General features: G+C 30.1%; 19 protein-coding genes, 2 tRNA genes and 1 rRNA gene. 20 read left to right on the forward strand and 2 right to left on the reverse strand.

Going from position 1 to position 17835, the window contains the following annotated elements; translation table 11 throughout:
- Positions 1-225 precede the first annotated feature (225 nt).
- The 3 genes from rrf to BR66_RS0114680 all read left to right on the forward strand — a co-directional run bounded on the left by rrf (position 226) and on the right by BR66_RS0114680 (position 550).
- Positions 226-342: ribosomal RNA gene (gene rrf / locus BR66_RS0114670) — 5S ribosomal RNA — on the forward strand.
- Positions 343-393: 51 nt separating this feature from the next.
- Positions 394-469, forward strand: a tRNA-Phe gene (locus BR66_RS0114675).
- Between the two features lie 7 nt (positions 470-476).
- Positions 477-550 (forward strand) — tRNA-Cys (locus tag BR66_RS0114680).
- Positions 551-668: 118 nt separating this feature from the next.
- On the opposite strand, the gene BR66_RS0114685 is transcribed toward BR66_RS0114680, so the two are convergent.
- The gene (locus tag BR66_RS0114685) at positions 669-1583 is read right to left on the reverse strand and encodes a S66 peptidase family protein (RefSeq protein ID WP_026883586.1); all 915 of its coding nucleotides are present in this window, start codon (positions 1581-1583) and stop codon (positions 669-671) included.
- A 281-nt stretch (positions 1584-1864) separates the two neighbouring features.
- On the opposite strand from BR66_RS0114685, the gene BR66_RS0114690 reads away from it, so the two are divergent.
- Genes BR66_RS0114690 through BR66_RS0114700 form a run of 3 tightly spaced genes read left to right on the forward strand, consistent with a single transcriptional unit; the run spans position 1865 to position 4096 of the window.
- Complete coding sequence (locus BR66_RS0114690; protein ID WP_026883587.1) at positions 1865-2071, forward strand: sigma factor G inhibitor Gin; 207 nt, start codon at positions 1865-1867, stop codon at positions 2069-2071.
- Positions 2050-3471, forward strand: coding sequence for an aminotransferase class I/II-fold pyridoxal phosphate-dependent enzyme (locus tag BR66_RS0114695; protein ID WP_026883588.1), 1422 nt, complete (start codon positions 2050-2052; stop codon positions 3469-3471). Before BR66_RS0114690 ends, BR66_RS0114695 begins: the two co-directional genes overlap by 22 nt.
- A 28-nt stretch (positions 3472-3499) precedes the next feature.
- Positions 3500-4096, forward strand: a complete 597-nt coding sequence (locus BR66_RS0114700) for a nucleoside/nucleotide kinase family protein (protein ID WP_026883589.1) — start codon at positions 3500-3502, stop codon at positions 4094-4096.
- 31 nt (positions 4097-4127) lie between these two features.
- On the opposite strand, the gene BR66_RS0114705 is transcribed toward BR66_RS0114700, so the two are convergent.
- On the reverse strand, positions 4128-4550 hold the full coding sequence (locus tag BR66_RS0114705; RefSeq protein ID WP_026883590.1) for a hypothetical protein: 423 nt from the start codon (positions 4548-4550) through the stop codon (positions 4128-4130).
- Positions 4551-4702: 152 nt separating this feature from the next.
- Between BR66_RS0114705 and BR66_RS0114710 the strand changes: the two genes are divergently transcribed.
- The 14 genes from BR66_RS0114710 (at position 4703) to rsmI (ending at position 17530) form a co-directional block, all read left to right on the forward strand.
- On the forward strand, positions 4703-5662 hold the full coding sequence (locus BR66_RS0114710) for an NAD(P)-dependent oxidoreductase (RefSeq protein ID WP_026883591.1): 960 nt from the start codon (positions 4703-4705) through the stop codon (positions 5660-5662).
- Positions 5663-6253: 591 nt separating this feature from the next.
- On the forward strand, positions 6254-6961 hold the full coding sequence (locus BR66_RS26470; RefSeq protein ID WP_278246818.1) for a sensor histidine kinase: 708 nt from the start codon (positions 6254-6256) through the stop codon (positions 6959-6961).
- Entirely contained in the window at positions 6954-7610 is a 657-nt protein-coding gene (locus tag BR66_RS0114720; protein ID WP_026883593.1) for a response regulator transcription factor, read from the forward strand. The genes BR66_RS26470 and BR66_RS0114720 overlap by 8 nt, the downstream gene beginning before the upstream one ends.
- A 168-nt stretch (positions 7611-7778) precedes the next feature.
- Positions 7779-10274, forward strand: coding sequence for an ABC transporter permease (locus BR66_RS0114725; RefSeq protein WP_026883594.1), 2496 nt, complete (start codon positions 7779-7781; stop codon positions 10272-10274).
- Between the two features lie 14 nt (positions 10275-10288).
- Positions 10289-10960: an ABC transporter ATP-binding protein gene (locus BR66_RS0114730; RefSeq protein WP_026883595.1), complete on the forward strand. Its 672-nt coding sequence runs from the start codon at positions 10289-10291 to the stop codon at positions 10958-10960.
- Between the two features lie 341 nt (positions 10961-11301).
- Complete coding sequence (locus BR66_RS0114735; RefSeq protein ID WP_026883596.1) at positions 11302-11631, forward strand: cyclic-di-AMP receptor; 330 nt, start codon at positions 11302-11304, stop codon at positions 11629-11631.
- Positions 11632-11643: 12 nt separating this feature from the next.
- Complete coding sequence (locus BR66_RS0114740) at positions 11644-12588, forward strand: DNA polymerase III subunit delta' (RefSeq protein WP_026883597.1); 945 nt, start codon at positions 11644-11646, stop codon at positions 12586-12588.
- Between the two features lie 2 nt (positions 12589-12590).
- The gene (locus BR66_RS0114745) at positions 12591-13502 is read left to right on the forward strand and encodes a PSP1 domain-containing protein (RefSeq protein WP_026883598.1); all 912 of its coding nucleotides are present in this window, start codon (positions 12591-12593) and stop codon (positions 13500-13502) included.
- A gap of 10 nt (positions 13503-13512) precedes the next feature.
- Positions 13513-13716: a heavy-metal-associated domain-containing protein gene (locus BR66_RS0114750; protein ID WP_026883599.1), complete on the forward strand. Its 204-nt coding sequence runs from the start codon at positions 13513-13515 to the stop codon at positions 13714-13716.
- Positions 13717-13800: 84 nt separating this feature from the next.
- Positions 13801-13971 (forward strand): DUF362 domain-containing protein, encoded by a 171-nt coding sequence (locus tag BR66_RS0114755; RefSeq protein WP_026883600.1) that lies wholly within the window; start codon positions 13801-13803, stop codon positions 13969-13971.
- Between the two features lie 214 nt (positions 13972-14185).
- A complete protein-coding gene (locus BR66_RS0114760; RefSeq protein ID WP_026883601.1) occupies positions 14186-14977 on the forward strand; it encodes a motility protein A in 792 nt (263 codons plus the stop codon).
- A complete protein-coding gene (locus BR66_RS0114765; protein WP_026883602.1) occupies positions 14974-15744 on the forward strand; it encodes an OmpA/MotB family protein in 771 nt (256 codons plus the stop codon). Before BR66_RS0114760 ends, BR66_RS0114765 begins: the two co-directional genes overlap by 4 nt.
- Before the next feature lie 173 nt (positions 15745-15917).
- The gene (locus BR66_RS0114770) at positions 15918-16658 is read left to right on the forward strand and encodes a tRNA1(Val) (adenine(37)-N6)-methyltransferase (RefSeq protein ID WP_026883603.1); all 741 of its coding nucleotides are present in this window, start codon (positions 15918-15920) and stop codon (positions 16656-16658) included.
- Positions 16659-16687: 29 nt separating this feature from the next.
- A complete protein-coding gene (rsmI, locus tag BR66_RS0114775) occupies positions 16688-17530 on the forward strand; it encodes a 16S rRNA (cytidine(1402)-2'-O)-methyltransferase (protein WP_026883604.1) in 843 nt (280 codons plus the stop codon).
- The last annotated feature ends 305 nt before the right edge of the window (positions 17531-17835 follow it).

Genomic DNA, 17835 nt, shown 5'->3' on the forward strand with positions numbered 1-17835 from the left:
GTGCAAATTCTCATATTACTTTAGAAAATGGATTGTTAGATTTGAGGATTGTGAAGTTCTTGGGTTTGAGTGTTGGATTCTTATATATGATTAAGAATGCACGTACTTGGATTTGAGGGGTGAAAGGTTCCTTGGGTTGAGGATTTATTTTTAAAGGAATACAAATCGCTATGCGATTTGCATAAGCGACCATGCCAAATCGAAGATTTGGAATGTCTGCTTAAATCCAGTGATAATGGCTTAGAGGCAACACCCGTTCCCATTCCGAACACGAAGGTTAAGCTCTAAAGCGCTGATGGTACTGCAGGGGTAGCCCGGTGGGAGAGTAAGTCGTCGCTGGGTTCATATTGAAAGAGTCTTAGCTCTTTCAATATTTTTTATTAGATACTTTTAGGCCAGTTAGCTCAGTCGGTAGAGCAGAGGACTGAAAATCCTCGTGTCCCTGGTTCGATTCCGGGACTGGCCACCAAAGTTTTGGCGCCATAGCCAAGTGGTAAGGCAGAGGTCTGCAAAACCTTTATCCCCAGTTCAAATCTGAGTGGCGCCTCCATAAATACAGTTAGAATATTTTAGAAATAGCCTACACTATTTATAGTGTAGGCTATTTCTATTTAATATTTTAGTATAATGCAAAATAGTGGTAAATATAATTTATATTCTAGGGGTTTCTAGTAAATTACAGGTTCTAATACTTCAATGCTACCAATTGGAGCATTAAGTCTAACTCTTGCTCCAATTGGCAATGTTAGCTTGGGATAATCATGTCCAGACATAAAGTTAGATATTGTTGGTTTATTAAGTGCTAGAATTCTATCGTCAATAACTTGATTTAGGGTAAGACTTCGCTCATAGTGAGGAAGTGTGCAATCGGTAAATTGACCTAGTACTATACCAGTACATTGATCAAGTTTATTTGAGAGAATAAGTTGAGTAAGCATTCTATCTATTGAATAAGGGTCTTCTCCAACTTCCTCTATGAATAAAATTTTAGCTCTGGTATTAATCTCATAATCAGTACCTAAAGTTGAGCATATGAGTGAAAGATTACCGCCAACTAATATACCTTCCACTGATTTACTGAAATTACATTTAGCATTTATTCCACTAGGATTAGAAATTGTGTAGTTGGTTATTGGATTCATTGCCGTATTAAAAAGGCTTTTGAAAGTAATTTCATCTAACGTTGAATTAAGCATTGGACCATGAAAAGTTATTAAACTACACTTTTCATAAAATACATTCAAATAAGTAGTAATATCACTAAAACCAACAAATATTTTAGGGTTGTCTTTTATTATATTAAAATTTATATACGGCAATGTTCTCATGCAGCCATAACCACCTCTAACACACAAAATCATTTTGATAGATTTATCCGTAAACATGTTAATTAAATCTTCACTTCTTTCTTTATCACTTCCAGCAAGATATCCATATGTTTTGTATATATTTTCCCCTTTTTTTACATTAAAACCTTTATTCTTTAAAAATTTTATTCCATTTTCTATAACATCAATGTTTTCTGGACTAGCAGGCGAAATTAGGCCAATTGTATCACCTATATTAAGTTTTTTTGCAATCATAGGACTAGCTCCTTTGCATAAATAATTGATTGGGATTACACATATATAATACTTTAAATATAAAATAATATGAACATTATAAATTGAAAGCCGTATATATTTATATAATCAATGTAAATATAAAAAATCAAGTTATATATTGATTATACTTTCTCAAAGAAATAATTATTCATAAACTACTTGTTGGACAAATTAAAATTGGACAATGAATTGAATAAAATAGAATGTAGTAGGCAATAATTTAGTTAATTGTTGTGAATAATTTATTTGGGGAGGGTTTAATGAAAAAACAAAATTGTATTATATGCAGAAAGTCTCTTAATGATGGTATAATAGTTAATAGTAAATGTGTATGTAGGCGTTGTGAGATGAGATTGCTTAAATTAGAAATAGGCAGTGATTTTTATGAGTACTACAAGCAATGTATAAAAAAGAATATTTTACAGATTAAGGCGGTGGAAGATCGGTGTCAAAATTACCAATTGTAGAAGGGGTAATGAAATACGTAGGAGAAAACAATAAATTGTTTTGTATGCCTGGACATAAAAGTGGAAAAGGATTTAAGACAACTGAAATTGGAAGGGAATTATATAATAACTTTATTGAAGCAGATATTACTGAAGTAGAGGGACTGGATAATTTACATCATCCAGATGGAATAATTAAAGAGGCACAAGAAAAACTTAGTGATTTATATGGAAGTAGAAAATCTTATTTTTTAGTTAATGGGAGTACAAGTGGTAATATGGCAATGATATTTTCTTGCTTCAATGAAGGAGAAGAGGTTATTGTGGAAAGAAATTGCCATAGATCTATTTTTAATGGGATAATAATGAGGAAGCTAAAGCCTATTTATATAAAAAATAAAATAGATAAAAAAATAAATACTCCTCTTTCCATAGATGAGGAGTATTTATTGTATTTGATTAAAAATAATAGAAATGCAAAAGGGATTATAATCACTTATCCCAATTATTATGGTGTTTGCTGCAATCTAAAACTTATAATTAACGAAGCACATAAGCAAGGACTTATGGTGCTTATTGATAGCGCTCATGGAGCCCATTTTGGGATAAGCAGTGGGCTACCAGAGAACGCTGTGAGGTTAGGTGCAGATTATGTGGTTATGAGTGCCCATAAGACTTTGCCAAGCCTTACACAGACTGCCTATCTACACATTGGAAATAATGTTGATGTGGAAAAAATAGATTTCTATGTAAGTGCATTTTTAAGCACAAGCCCTTCTTATATGCTTATGTGCTCAATGGATTACGCTCGGTATTTTTTAGAAGATAAAGGTAAAGAGGCATATGAGCAATTAATTTACATATGCAATTTATATAAAAAAAAGATAAATAATATATCTGATTTTCATATTATTTCTAAAGAAGACGTAATGGACGTATATGATATGGATCTTACAAGATACGTTCTACAAACGCGTGTTGGGATTAATATGTACAAGCTATCTGAATATTTAAGAGACAAAAAAGTGCAACCTGAAATGTGTGATGGCGTTAATATCATTTTTATATTCTCCCCATTTAATACGGCAGAGGAATTTAAAATTTTATATGAAGCTCTTTTAAAATGCAACCTTGAAAATTTTCAAGGTGAGAGTATTTTAGCATTAGAGCAAAAGATACCACATATGGAATTAAGACCTTGGGAAGTATTATTAATGGCATCAGAATTAAAAGACTACAGAGAGACCAATGGCCGGATTTGTAAGGAAGCCATAGTTCCATATCCACCTGGGATACCTATAATTCAGCAAGGTGAGACTATAGACGTTGATATCATTAAAGCTATAGATTATTATATAAAATGTGGAGTAAGTATACTTGGAATGGACGACAAATTTAAGATCAAGGTAACGAGAGATTAGTAACAAGGTAGAAATGGAGGAATAAAAAATGAGTAAGATATACTGTTTAATGGGAAAAAGTTGCTCGGGGAAAGATACTATATTTAGAGAGCTCATGGATGATAACAGTTTGAATTTAAAACCAATAGTGCTTTATACTACGAGACCTAAAAGAGAAAATGAAATAGATGGTAAGGAATACTTTTTTATAGATGAGAGTGAACTTAATGAGTATAAAGAAATGGATAAAATCATTGAAATGAGAGAATATGATACCATTGATGGCAAGTGGTATTATTGCACCATAGATGATGGAGAAATAGATTTAAATAAAAATGATTATTTAGGCATAGTAACTTTAGAGGCTTATAAAAGTTTTAGATCGAATTTTGGTGAAGATAAAATAGTTCCAATTTACATTACACTGGATGATGGAATTAGGCTACAACGTGCTTTAAAAAGGGAAATGGAGCAGGTTACACCTAATTATAATGAGTTATGTAGAAGATTCATCGCAGACAACGAAGATTTTAGTGAAGAAAAATTAGAAAGCTCAAAAATTAAAGAGCGGTATTGTAATTATGAATTGCAAAAATGTATCGATAACATAAAAAAAATATTACCAATAGCTAAAAATATTATCTAAAAAATATTCATGTTATATTTAGTTACCTATTTTAATTTGTATTTTCAATTTGGTTAATATGTTCAATAATTTCTTCTAATTCATGTAGTTTGCAACTATTTGTAATATTTTTGTTAGCAGCATTTTGCATAGAATAGTCCTTATGTTTTGTATTTAGATAATTTTTTAATTGTCTCCATAATAATTGATAGTCTGCAGGGGGATTAGGTTCATCTGTGATTTTACCCATATTATAAGTAAAATCCCAATATTCCGATACGACTCTGTTATTGTCATATATGAGCGGTGTATCAAGTTTTACTACACAAGTTTCATTAACGTCCCATATACACTGTATTGTCCCAGTAGTGCCTTCTACTCTTGGATCACAACCATATTTAACGTCTTCTTGTGAATAAGGTGTTCTCAAATGGAAGCGGATTCTATCGCCAATGCTTAAATTACAGGAGTTCATAATATCACCTACCATATATTTAATTTTGTTTAATTATTTAATTATATAATATTTATCATTAAACTGTCAATGCATGTCTTATTAATGTAATTTTGACATAATACTATAATCAGTAGTATATTTATAAATATACTACTGACAAGGAGGAAAATATGAAAAACACAGTGTTTCTAAACTCAAATAGGGTAGATTTTGATGGTAAGCTTGATTTTTCACCATTAGAAAATATCACATCATTAACAAAATATAATCATAGTAGTGATAATGAAATTTTACAAAGAATTCAAAATCAAAATATCATAATAACTAAAGAAATGCCTTTAGGCAGCGATTTAATAAATAAATTTCCTGATTCTGTTGAGCTTATTTGTGAGGCAGGTACAGGCTACAATAATATTGATATTGAAGCTGCAAAAGCAAAAAATATATTAGTTTGCAATCTTCCTGGATATAGCACCGAAGGCGTTGCACAGCTTGTAATTGGATTCATACTAGATTTAAGTTCTTCCATATCAATTCAACAAAATATGATTAGGCAAGGCAATTTTAATAATTTTACGAAACATCTTGGGGTACCACACTCAGAAGTTAAAGGTAAAACACTTGGGGTAATTGGTAGTGGTTCTATTGGAAAGCAAGTAATAAAGGTAGCGAGAGCTTTAGATATGAACATATTAGTTTATAGTAGGACTTTAAAACAATGGAATGATGATAAAATACAGAATGCTTCCCTTGAAACTTTACTTAAGGAAAGCGATTTTATTACAATTCATTGTCCACTTACGGAGCAAACTAAACATATTATTAATAAGGATAATTTAAAAATTATGAAGTCTTCTGCTTTTATAATAAATACTGCAAGAGGAGCAATTATAAATGAAATTGATTTAATTGAAGCTCTGAAAAAAGGATTAATTGCAGGTGCTGCATTAGATGTTCAAGAAGTAGAGCCTCTAAGCAAAGAAAGTGTATTATTTTTAATGGATAATGTGATTATAACACCACACATAGGTTGGAAGTGCCTAGAATCTAGACAAAGACTTATTGATTATTTGGCTAGTAATATAAAGGCTTTTATTGATGGGAAACCAATAAATATTGTATCTAACTGATTTTAAATATATAGTATGATTTAAAAGCATTAGTATATTGACTAATTATTTTGTATGATTTTGTTTTAGGCATCCTTAATAAAATATCAAGCAGTGTGCTAGGCTATTTTATTAAAGATGCCTTGTAAGTTGCAGAGGAGTTGTTTTAGGTTGAATGTTATATTGAAAGTGTGGAACATTATCAAACCTACTATAAGATATTTACTGCTAGTCTATACAGCTATCCATATTTTAATATACAGACAGCAATGCTACATAAATTATATCTTTCCTTTTTTATTAGATATTTTTCTTATGATTTTTACTTTTATTTATTTAAATTATTCATCTAAAAAAATGAACGACTCCAAATTTTTAATTATATCAGTATCTTTAGCTTCATTTATTTGGATTATTGGTAATGGGGATAATTTATACTATTTTTTCTTAATGGACGATATATTCAATATAAGTGAATATAAAGTTAGAATGAAATTAATATTTTTGCATTTTTGTGAATTTCTACTGTATTTTATAATGCATGCATTTATATTTTTCAACAAAAGGGATCAGTTTAATGTATATGACCTTATATTTTGTATCTTAGTTTATATGTTAACATTATCAATATTTGCTGTTATTCATAATTATAAACACGAAAGGGATAAACTTAAAATATTAAACTCAAACCTAATTCAATATTCCTTTAAAGAGAGACAATACCTGATCTCAGAAGAAAGGACGAGAATATCCCAAGAGTTACACGATTCTATAGGACACAGTCTTATGGCACTATCTATGAATATAAGATACCTTAAAGCATTAAATGATAAAGAAAAAATTCAAAGAGAAATATGCGAAATTGATGCATTAGTAAAAGAAAGTATTAATACTTTAAGGTCTACAGTGTATAATTTGAAAGAATTAGAGGAAGAACATAATCTTAAAGAAGAAATAGGGAAAATTGCTAAAAAATTTAATGATTTTGGTATAGTTAGAATCAATTTTGACTGTGATATTGATTTTACAGGGGACACGGTAGAAGATATTTTACTTACAACTATAAAGGAAGCAATAACAAACAGTTTAAAACATGGGAATCCAACTACTATTGATATTTCCCTGGAAATTATAAATGATGATTTGCATATGATAATCAAAGATAATGGCGAAGGATGTAAATCTATAAACAAATCAAATGGACTTAATGGGATTACAGCGAGAATAAAAAGAATTAATGGAAATGTTAGTTTTACAAGCTCAAAAAACAAGGGATTTACAATAAAAGTGTTAATTCCAGGAGGCTCTTTAAATGATTAAGGTAATGATTGCTGATGATCAAGCTATTATAAGGGAAGGCATAAAAAAAATATTAAGTCTTGATAATGAAATAGAGGTAGTAAGTGAGGCCACAAATGGCTATGAGGTTCTTGAAAACCTTTCAAAAGAATTTATAGACGTTATTTTAATGGATGTAAGAATGCCAAAGATGGATGGCATTCAGGCAACAAATCTTGTAAAAAAACAATATCCACACATTAAGATAATAATTCTTACGACTTTTAATGAAGATGAATATATTTTTGATGGTATAAAGTATGGTATAAGTGGCTACCTTTTAAAGGACAGTGAAATTGATTATATAGTAAAAAGTATTAAAGACGCCTTTATGAATAAGATGTTATTTGATTCAAGTGTAACACCAAAACTTATAAATGCTCTAAATAATGGGAATAAAGGAATAAAGGATGACGCTGAAATTTTTAGTACTTTGACGGATAGAGAACATGAAATATTAGAACTAGTTGTGGACGGCAAAAGTAATAGTGAAATTTCAAAAATTCTTTTTTTGTCTGTTGGCACAGTTAAAAATTATATTTCAAAGATTTTAAAGAAGTTAAGTCTTCAAAGAAGGACTCAATTATCTGCAATTTTTATAAAAAACCAAACATCATCTGAAAGAAAATAGATTAGAATACTGGCTTGTTATTTTATTAAAAATACCTGAATAACCAATACATGTTACTAAAGTAACATGTATTGGTTATTTTTTGATACTATTGTTACTTAATACACATTACGCACTCAAGCATTTAGTTATAAAGTATAAATATAATAACAATTCAGGGGTGATTCAATGAGTATTCTTATAAAATATTTACTAAAATCTCTATCAGAAAAAAAAGGACGATTATTCCTTATTGTTTTCGCTATATCAATAAGTACAGCACTGTTAGTTACTGCATTAGGTTCGGCAGATTCAATTATAAATAATTATAACCAAGAAATGAAAGGTGCTTATGAGAACTTCAATGTGGTAATAGGTTCAAATGAAAAAGCAGTGGATCCATTTTTTACATCATCTAGTATCAACATGGACTCAGTTAAAGATAGTTTCAAAATGATGAATATAGGTGGATATGTAAAAAGTAATAGTAAAAAACAATTTAATATGATTGGCACAACAATTTCCGATTTTAAAAAGTTTAGCTCTATAAAAATATTTAATGAAAGCAATTTAAATGTATACAACGGCAATGAGATAATAATTTCCCAAAAAACTAGTGATAATTTAGGGTTAAAATTAAACAGAGAAATTGAACTATGTATACTTGGAAAAACTGAAAAATATAAAATTGTTGGTATAACATCAAATAACGGTATGTTTTCTTTAGATGATAAGGATAAATTTAGTATTGTAGCTCCTTCAGAAACTGTTAATTCAATTTATGGCACTAAAGATAAGAATAACTCAATGTATGTGTCTATTGATAGCAATAAAATCAATTCATGGATAAAAACATTTAATAAAGAGAATTTGAACCTTACTGCAAAACTTTTGGTGGATGAAAGTGATGTAGAGGATCAGGTTAACACAATAAAAATACCACTTCTATTTATGCTAATAATAGTTTTGTTCATGACAATGTTTATAATATACAGTACCTTTAAGTTAATTATAACTGAACGAATGGAGACAATTGGGACTTTCCTCAGTTTAGGTGCCACAAAATTTAGTATTACAATACTATTTCTAAAGGAAAGTTTAATATACGGTATTATAGGTGGAATTATAGGCAATTTGTTTGGTGCAGTAACTATCTATATTACTTCTTTTTTTAGCAACCCATTCAAAGAACAAGGGATAAAGGCAACTGCAAATTTTAAATCTGAATATTTTATTATTGGTTTTATATTAGCAGTTTTAATCGCTATGATATCATCAATATTGCCTATTATTTCTATACGAAAAATTCCAGTTAAAGATGTGATTTTGGGAACTTTTAAAAATCCAAATAAAAGTTCCTGGGCTAGCTTTATAGTAGGTCTTGTATTGTTAGTTTTATCATTTGTATTCCATATTATTGGTCCTAATATTACGTTGCCAAGACCTTATATAACAGCCATTCCAGCATTCTTCATGGGGTTCATGGGCATCATCTGCATCGTGCCTAAAATCATTGAGGCTTTATTATATCCAATAGTAAGAATTTCTAGAAGAATAAATGGATTAGTAATGATTCCTATTAATAATGTTAGAACAACAAAAATCCTAATAAACAATATACGGTTAATTACTATTTCCATTATATCTATTATTATGATTATGTCCTTTAGCTTATCACTGTCTGATCTACTTGGGGGAGTTTATAAAAATGTTAATTATAGTGTGGTTGTTAGTGTAAATTCTGAAAATGGAAGTACCCTTAAATTGGCACAAAATATTATAAATAACTACAATAAAAAAACCAAGGTTACAAAAAGGCAATATTTATCTTCTAGCTTAAATGGAAATGAAGATAAACAAATTAAGTTACTGCTAATTGAGCCAAATAATTATAAAGATTATGACAACTATATGGTTTATAAAGATAAAGATAAACAACTTAGTGATCTAGATAACAATGAGGATGGCATAATAATTTCAAAAAGGATAGCTACTAGATATAACTTAAAGGTTAATAATTTTATAAACCTAAGTGTTGATAATAAAAATGAAAGATTTAAAGTTCTTTCCATAGTAGATGCAAAGTTTATGAATATGGGAAATGTAAATCTAATATCTTGTAAAGCAGCATTAAAGCACTTTGGTATTAGAGACTCAAATGAATTTTTTATTTCTAGTAATTTTCCAGAAAATAAGGTGGAAAATGATTTAATAAAAGATTTTAAGGGAATAGATGTTGATATTTCTACAAAACAAGAGCAGATGAATAAAGACAAAGAATCCAGTAATCAGATTGTATTATTGCTAAAGATATTTTCATATATAACAATGATAATGGCCACATTTGGAGTTGTTAGTAATGTATCAATATGTTTTCTGCAAAGGAAGAGAGAAATGGCTATACTTTCGGCAAGTGGTCTTACAAGTAGGGCACTTATTGTAGTAGTGGAAAGCTTAGTGGTGGCTATTACTGCTTTATTAATATCATTTATAGCATCCGTTTGGATAATCATATTGTTACAGGATATATTTAATTATTTAGTTCTGAGTATTAACTTTATATATCCAATAAATTCACTAGGAATCATAGCAGCATTTTCAATTATATTAATGATTATAACATGTGTTCCTGTTATATATAAAAGCAGAAACATCCAAATTGTTGAAGAACTAAAAAATGATTAATGGAGGAAAATACTATGAATATAATAGAAGTCAAAAATGTATATAAATCTTTTAATATTGGAAAAGAAAAAATTGATATATTAAAAAATGTAAACTTAGATGTCAATAAGGGTGAATTTATATCCATAATGGGACCATCCGGATGTGGTAAGTCAACCTTTTTATATTTACTAGGGGGAATGGATAAGCCAAGTGGAGGTAATATTATTATGGATGGTAAAGACTATGGTGACATGAAGGAAAAAGAAAAAGGCGTAATTAGAAGAAGAAAACTCGGATTTGTATTTCAATTTTATAATTTAGTTCAAAATCTTAACGTAGAGGATAATATATTACTGCCTCTTCTTCTAGATGGAAAAAAACCAGATAGTTATAAAAAAAAGTTAGATAAAATATTAGACATGATTCATATGAGTACAAGGCGAAGGCATACACCTAGAGAACTCTCAGGTGGACAAGAGCAAAGGGTGGCAGTAGCAAGAACGCTTATTTTTGATCCTGAAATAATTTTAGCAGATGAACCTACTGGTAATCTTGATTCAAAATCCGGAAAAGAAATTATGAACCTTTTTAGGATAATAAATTCTGAAATGGGAAAGACCATTGTCCAAGTTACTCATTCTGATGAATATGCAAAATATGGCACTAGGATAATTAATTTAAAAGATGGAACTATTCAAAGTTAAGAGATTAAAATTAAGTGGAATTGCGTCAGCAAATCCACTTAATTTTTTCACATTTTCTGCTATAGGTAGAGAATTCTTCATCAACTTAAAATCTTTCATTGGCCTAAATTTTCATGTAAAAAAATCAAATCAATAATATTCCTAAATAAAGTTCAATAAACTATATTATATAAAATGTATTATGTGAAATACATTATTGTATATATTACAAGTAACCATTATAATAGTGTAAATAAGTAAAATCAATATTTAGCAATTACAATAAGTTGTGATAAAATATAGTTAGAGTTTAATTATGCTCTTTTAATGTAATGAAATATTTAACCTGAGGAGGTTTTTTTATGAAACTTATTATTGCCATTGTTCAAGATGATGATGCTGGTGATTTAATAGATGTTTTAAATGATGAGAAATTTGGTGTAACTAAACTTGCTACTACTGGTGGATTTCTTAAAGCTGGAAATACAACGCTTATGATTGGTGTTAATAAAGAAGATGTGGATAAGGTGCTTGGAATTATTGAGAAAGAATGTAAGACAAGAGAACAACTAATTACATCCCCATCACCAGTTGCTGGAGCAACAGGTGTATATGTGCCATATGACGTTGAGGTTGAAGTTGGTGGAGCCAATGTATTTGTAATTGATGTAGATAAATTTTTAAAGATTTGATGGTGAAAAAATATGTTGTTTGATAGCATTATTGGTCATTTAAATATTAGAGAGGCAATTGATAATTCTATAAAAAAAGAAAACTTTTCTCATGCCTCTTTAGTTGTAGGTGAAAATGGAATAGGAAAGAGTTATGTTGCTCATGAAATAGCTGTTAATATTTTGTGTAAGGACCAGTATAAAGATTATGTTGATATAGAGGAATATAGAATTCCAGAAAATAGGAAATCTATTTCCGTTGATCAGATTAGAGATATAACAGAAGAAATAAATAAAAAACCTTTTGAAGGCAATAAAAAAGTAATTATACTTCATAATGCTGATAAAATGACAATTCAGGCACAAAATGCTTTTTTAAAAAGTATAGAGGAGCCCCCAGTTGGTGTGTTTTTAATTTTATTATGTGAAAATCGTGAGAATCTATTGGATACAATTAAATCAAGATGCCAAACATATAAGCTTTCTAGGTTAAGTGAAAAGGAATTAGATGAATTTTTAATTAGAAAGTATCCGAATATTTCGGAGGGGGATAAAAGTGCTGTAAAGGTATTCTCTGATGGAATACCAGGAAGAATAGAAGATTTTATGGATAATTCTATTTATGGTGAAATAAGAGAAAATATAATTAAAATGTTTCTAGAGGCAAATGGACAGAATTTATCTGAATTTCTTAAATATCAGGATTTTTTAGTTAAAAATAAAGATGATTGGCAAGAGGTATTAACATGTATTCTTTCATATGTAAGGGACATAATGGTTTATAAAGATATAGGTAATGAGGAATATATTATTAATTTGGATAAAATCATAGATATAAAAAAAATAGCAGAAATATTTTCATATAAAAAGCTAAATAAAATTATTGATATTGTAAACAATACTAAAAATAATTTGCAAAGCAATGTAAATGCAGCTATGGCTTACCGCATAATGCTGCTTAAAATACAGGAGGGTTAATAATGGTAACTGTTGTAGGAGTACGTTTTAAAAAAGCGGGTAAGATTTATTACTTTGCTCCTGGTGAAATAGAGATACAAACTGGAGACGATGTAATTGTAGAGACAGCTAGGGGAATAGAATTTGGAAATGCTGTTGTAGGACCTAGGGAAGTGGAGGACGATAAAATAGTTCTCCCACTTAAAGGTGTAATAAGAAAGGCTACAGATGATGATAAAAAAAAGTATTTAGATAATAAAGCTAGACAAAAAGAAGCTTTTATTATTTGCAGTGAAAAAATAAAAAAACATAATTTAATTATGAAGCTAATTGATGCAGAGTATACCTTCGACAACAATAAGATAATATTCTATTTTACAGCTGAAGGCAGGGTGGATTTTAGAGAGCTTGTGAAAGATTTAGCATCTATCTTTAGAACTAGAATAGAACTGAGGCAGATTGGGGTAAGAGATGAAGCTAAGATGATAGGCGGGCTTGGACCTTGCGGAAGACCAATGTGTTGCGCAACTCATTTAGGTGACTTTGCTCCAGTTTCAATAAAGATGGCAAAAGAACAAAATTTATCACTAAATCCAACTAAGATATCTGGAATTTGTGGAAGGCTTATGTGTTGTCTTAATTATGAACAATCCACCTACGAAGATATTAGAAAAAGGTTACCTAAAGTTGGTTCTATTGTTAAAACTGAAGAGTATGGAACTGCAGAGGTAGTATCAAATAGTGTAGTAAAAGAAATGGTAAAAATCAGAGTTAAAGCTGACGACGGTGAAGAAGTAATTAAGGAGGCTTCCATAAATAATAATCTTATATTGGTATCAGGGTCCTACGAAGGAACTATAGATGAATCTGAAATTAAGCTTGAAGTTGAAAGTCAAGATGATAAAATAATAAAAGAATTATTTAAAATGGACTAGGAGGATAGCGATGAAATCAACTCTTAAAATTAGTAACATGAAAACTTTAAGGGATGTAAGTATGGTGAGAAATGCTATATCCCAAAACGAGGGAGTTTTTGCCTGTCAGATAAGCAGGGAAAAAGGAGAGGTTGAAATTGTCTATGATAGCTATTTTCTGAATCTTGATAAGGTTATTGAAGGGCTAGAAGTAATGGGATTCGATGTAATATAAAATCAACTTTTAAAATTCAATAAAACGTGATACAATTGTTTAGGGTAAACTTGTCCCAAAAATGCGTTAAGGAGGTGTATTCGAATGGCATATAAAATCGAAGATTCTTGTGTGAGCTGTGGAGCATGTGCTTCTGAATGTCCAGTTAGTGCAATTAGCCAAGGCGATACTCAATTTGTTATAGATGCTGATACTTGCATTGATTGTGGAAATTGTGCTAATGTTTGTCCAGTTGGAGCTCCAGTACAAGAATAATTTAATATATTTTGTAAGAAGTCCGCTATATGCGGACTTTTTATTTTCTAATAAATTTAAATATAAATATAAATTTAAATAAACTTTCAACGATAATATAAGTATGGGTAGTTTTGTGTTTTAATTTGCAAAATTATAAAATATTTATATATATAGTTGGTTTGTTGTAGGAGAGTATATAGTTCAATTGACTATATCTAAGGAGGAGAATGTTTTGGAAGGTATTATATTTATAGTAATAAGTATTGGTGCAGTTATACTTGGATATTCAGTAGATGGTGGAGGTATAGCAGGACTTGGAAAGCTTGCACCAGCCATAATTATTTTTGGTGGTACAATAGGTGCAGTTGGAGCATCATTTCCCATATCGGATTTAAAAAAACTTGGAGCTATCTTGAAAGTTGCATTTTCAAAACGTAAAGTGGACACACCTAATCTAGTTAAATATTTCAAACAAATTGCATTTAAAACTAGAAAAGAAGGATTATTAAGTATAGAAGAAATGATTTCTGGCGATGATATAGATCCATTTATAAAAAAAGGACTACAAATGGTAGTTGATGGTATCGAACCTCAAACTGTTAGGGAAACACTTGAATTAAATGCTGATTTAATAGACGAAAGACATAAAATTGGCATAGGCATTTTTGATGCTGCAGGTGGATTTGCACCAACGATAGGTGTTGTTGGTACTGTTGCAAGTCTTATTGTAGTGCTTGGTAATCTTAGTGGAGATACTTCTTCATTGGGAGAAGCGATATCCAGTGCTTTTATAGCAACACTTTATGGTATATCTTCAGCCAATTTGTTGTATTTGCCTATAGCAAACAAACTTAAACGGTATAATCAAATTGAAATGGATGAAAAAAACTTAATAACTCAAGCAATAATATGTATTCAAGAAGGTGTAAATCCAAATACTCTTGAAGAAAAACTTAAAGGATTTTTGGATAAAAAACAACTGGAAACATATGAAAAGAAAGATGATACTGGTGAAGAGTCATGAGAAAGAGAAAGGAAGAAAAAGAAGGAAATGGTGAAAGATGGCTTCTTACATATTCAGATCTTGTAACACTACTGATGGCTTTTTTTATTGTTATGTATGCGTCTAGTTCAATAAATACATCTAAGTTTGAGAAAGTAGCTCAGTCTCTTAGGCAAGGGTTTAATAGCGGAACTGGGAAAAGTATTATTGGTAATATGGATGCTGTGAGTATAAAAAGTACACCAAGTTATATAGATGCTCAAAGTGCCCAACAGCAAAATGATAACTCTTCCCAAACTGAACAGAATAAACTGGCAGAAGTTAAAAAATTAATCGATAATTACATAAAACAAAATGGCATGGTAGGAAGTGTTGGTACTCAAATCGAAGAAAAAGGTTTGGTAGTTAGTTTTCAAGAGGCTTCTTTCTTTGATTCTGGAAAAGCTGATATTAAATCTGAATTTTCGGGAAGAATAGTTGCGATAGGAAGCATGCTAAATACTATTGACAACTTTATAAGGGTTGAAGGAAACACTGATAATGTACCTATAAAGACCTCACAATATCAAGACAATCTGGCATTGTCTAGTGATAGAGCTAGCAATGTTGTTAGATTACTAGAGAATCAATCCCATATAGCACCAGCTAGACTGGCTTCAACGGGGTATGGGGAAAATAGGCCCACATCTTCAAATAACACTGAGGCTGGAAGGGCTAAGAACCGAAGGGTAGACATAGTAGTTATTGATAGTAAATATAGTGCAACGGAAAGTAATGTTGGAAAATAGCCTTATGTAATTATATGAGGCTATTTTCATTGATTTATAGCCAAGCTATAGTACATATATGAGTAGATTTGTGATATATTAATATTATAATTATGGCAATATGAAAAAAGATAGACTAGCATACTGACTAGCTATCTTTTTTTCAAGATGTCTATTAATAAGGTGGATTTAAAATGGAACTAGTGGAAAATGATGAAACGTTAGATGATCTACAACTTGGTGGAGTTAATATAATACAAAAGAGTGATGCTTTTAGGTTTGGAATAGATGCAGTACTTTTAGCTAACTTTGCAAGAATAAAAAAAGACATGAGAGTAGTGGATTTATGTACTGGTGGAGGAATTATCCCTTTTTTAATTGCAGGCAAAACAGATGCAAAGAGTATTGTTGGGATTGAAATACAGGAAGAAATGGTTAACATGGCGGATAGATCTATAAAATTAAATAAACTGGAAGATAAGATTAAATTTTTACATGGGGACATAAAGGATATGAGACTTATAAAAGGGTTATCCAAGGCAGATGTAGTAACGGTAAATCCACCTTATAAACTTAAAAACTCTGGTATTATAAATCCAAATAATAAAAATGCAATAGCTAGGCATGAGATATTTTGCGACCTTGAAGATGTAATAGTAGCAACTAGAAACATTCTTAAAGATAATGGAAGAATGTATATGGTGCATAGACCCGAGAGATTGGCAGATATATTTTGTATTATGAGAAAATATAGAATAGAACCGAAAAGTGTACAAATGATCCATCCCAGCGCGGGTAAAGCCCCTAACATTGTATTGGTAGAGGGACATAAAGATGGTGGAGCTTTTTTAAAATGGGAGAAACCGTTATATGTGCATAATGAAGATGGAAGTTATACATCTGAAATAGATAAAATATATGGTAGAGTGAAATAGATAATTTATAATTGAAAGGAGCTAAAAAAATGTCGGGAAAGTTATATTTAGTAGGAACACCCATAGGAAATCTTAAGGATATTACATTAAGGGCCCTTGAAACAATTAAAGAATGTGATATTGTTGCAGCGGAAGATACAAGGCATACTCTTAAACTGTTGAACCATTTTGAGATTAAGAAAACGATGATAAGTTATCAGAAGTTTAACGAAAATGATAAATCAAATGAGATTATAGATAAAATAGAGAGTGGAAAAACCATTGCCCTTGTTACAGATGCTGGGATGCCTGGAATATCAGACCCAGGAAGCGTAATTATAAGTAGATGTATAGAAAGAAAGATACCTTTTGAAATTATCCCAGGGGCAACAGCTCTTGTAACAGGGCTTGTTTATTCAGGTTTAGATTCAAGTAAATTTGTATTTAGAGGTTTTTTGCCAAGAGAACATAAGGATAGGCATGAGGTACTTCAGGAAATAAAAAATTATAGAGATACAATTATTATTTATGAGGCACCGCACAGACTAAAAACTACACTTAATTTTTTATTAGAGGAACTGGGAGACAGAAATATATCAGTATGTAAGGAATTGACCAAATTATATGAAAATATAAATAGAGGAATTTTATCTGAAGTTATAAAATATTATGAGGCAAATGAGCCTCGAGGAGAATATGTGCTTGTAATAGCTGGCAAAAGTGACGAAATGATTGAAAATGAAAAAAAGTCAGTTTGGTTAGGGCTAGGAATTGCAGAACATATAAAAAAGTATATGGATGAAGGTGAGTCTAAAAAAGATGCAATAAAAATGGTTGCTAAAGATAGAAAAGTGGCTAAAAATGAGATTTATAAATATTCGGTAGACTTATAATATCACATAATATGATTTTATGTGTAAATATTGGATTATATATTTCCTAAAAGATAAGCATATTAAAGGATATGATAAAAAAAATACATATTTCGCTCTGCACTAGGGTTAAAAAAGATAATCGTGTAATAAATAATCATTTCAAGGATATATGAGGGTTGTGGTATAGTGGTGTTTAGTGTTATAGTTGTAGACATTGCATAGAGAAAGATAGTAATTAAAGATAATCCACATAAAAAATGAAATATACATATTATACGAGGGGGAATACGGGTGCATAAGAAAATACTGTGTGTTGTAGCATC

Source organism: Clostridium akagii DSM 12554 (assembly GCF_000686725.1).
Taxonomy (GTDB): Bacteria; Bacillota; Clostridia; order Clostridiales; family Clostridiaceae; genus Clostridium_I; species Clostridium_I akagii.

Bases quoted from the DNA above. Each gene is read 5' to 3' on its own strand.
- BR66_RS0114745 (WP_026883598.1), top strand. From the start codon at position 12,591: ATGGTAACTGTTGTAGGAGTACGTTTTAAAAAAGCGGGTAAGATTTAT.
- BR66_RS0114755 (WP_026883600.1), top strand. From the start codon at position 13,801: ATGGCATATAAAATCGAAGATTCTTGTGTGAGCTGTGGAGCATGTGCT.
- BR66_RS0114770 (WP_026883603.1), top strand. From the start codon at position 15,918: ATGGAACTAGTGGAAAATGATGAAACGTTAGATGATCTACAACTTGGT.
- BR66_RS0114685 (WP_026883586.1), bottom strand. From the start codon at position 1,583: ATGATTGCAAAAAAACTTAATATAGGTGATACAATTGGCCTAATTTCG.
- BR66_RS0114690 (WP_026883587.1), top strand. From the start codon at position 1,865: ATGAAAAAACAAAATTGTATTATATGCAGAAAGTCTCTTAATGATGGT.
- rsmI (WP_026883604.1), top strand. From the start codon at position 16,688: ATGTCGGGAAAGTTATATTTAGTAGGAACACCCATAGGAAATCTTAAG.
- BR66_RS0114730 (WP_026883595.1), top strand. From the start codon at position 10,289: ATGAATATAATAGAAGTCAAAAATGTATATAAATCTTTTAATATTGGA.
- BR66_RS0114720 (WP_026883593.1), top strand. From the start codon at position 6,954: ATGATTAAGGTAATGATTGCTGATGATCAAGCTATTATAAGGGAAGGC.
- BR66_RS0114765 (WP_026883602.1), top strand. From the start codon at position 14,974: ATGAGAAAGAGAAAGGAAGAAAAAGAAGGAAATGGTGAAAGATGGCTT.
- BR66_RS0114725 (WP_026883594.1), top strand. From the start codon at position 7,779: ATGAGTATTCTTATAAAATATTTACTAAAATCTCTATCAGAAAAAAAA.
- BR66_RS26470 (WP_278246818.1), top strand. From the start codon at position 6,254: ATGTTAACATTATCAATATTTGCTGTTATTCATAATTATAAACACGAA.
- BR66_RS0114705 (WP_026883590.1), bottom strand. From the start codon at position 4,550: ATGAACTCCTGTAATTTAAGCATTGGCGATAGAATCCGCTTCCATTTG.
- BR66_RS0114735 (WP_026883596.1), top strand. From the start codon at position 11,302: ATGAAACTTATTATTGCCATTGTTCAAGATGATGATGCTGGTGATTTA.
- BR66_RS0114710 (WP_026883591.1), top strand. From the start codon at position 4,703: ATGAAAAACACAGTGTTTCTAAACTCAAATAGGGTAGATTTTGATGGT.
- BR66_RS0114700 (WP_026883589.1), top strand. From the start codon at position 3,500: ATGAGTAAGATATACTGTTTAATGGGAAAAAGTTGCTCGGGGAAAGAT.
- BR66_RS0114740 (WP_026883597.1), top strand. From the start codon at position 11,644: ATGTTGTTTGATAGCATTATTGGTCATTTAAATATTAGAGAGGCAATT.
- BR66_RS0114750 (WP_026883599.1), top strand. From the start codon at position 13,513: ATGAAATCAACTCTTAAAATTAGTAACATGAAAACTTTAAGGGATGTA.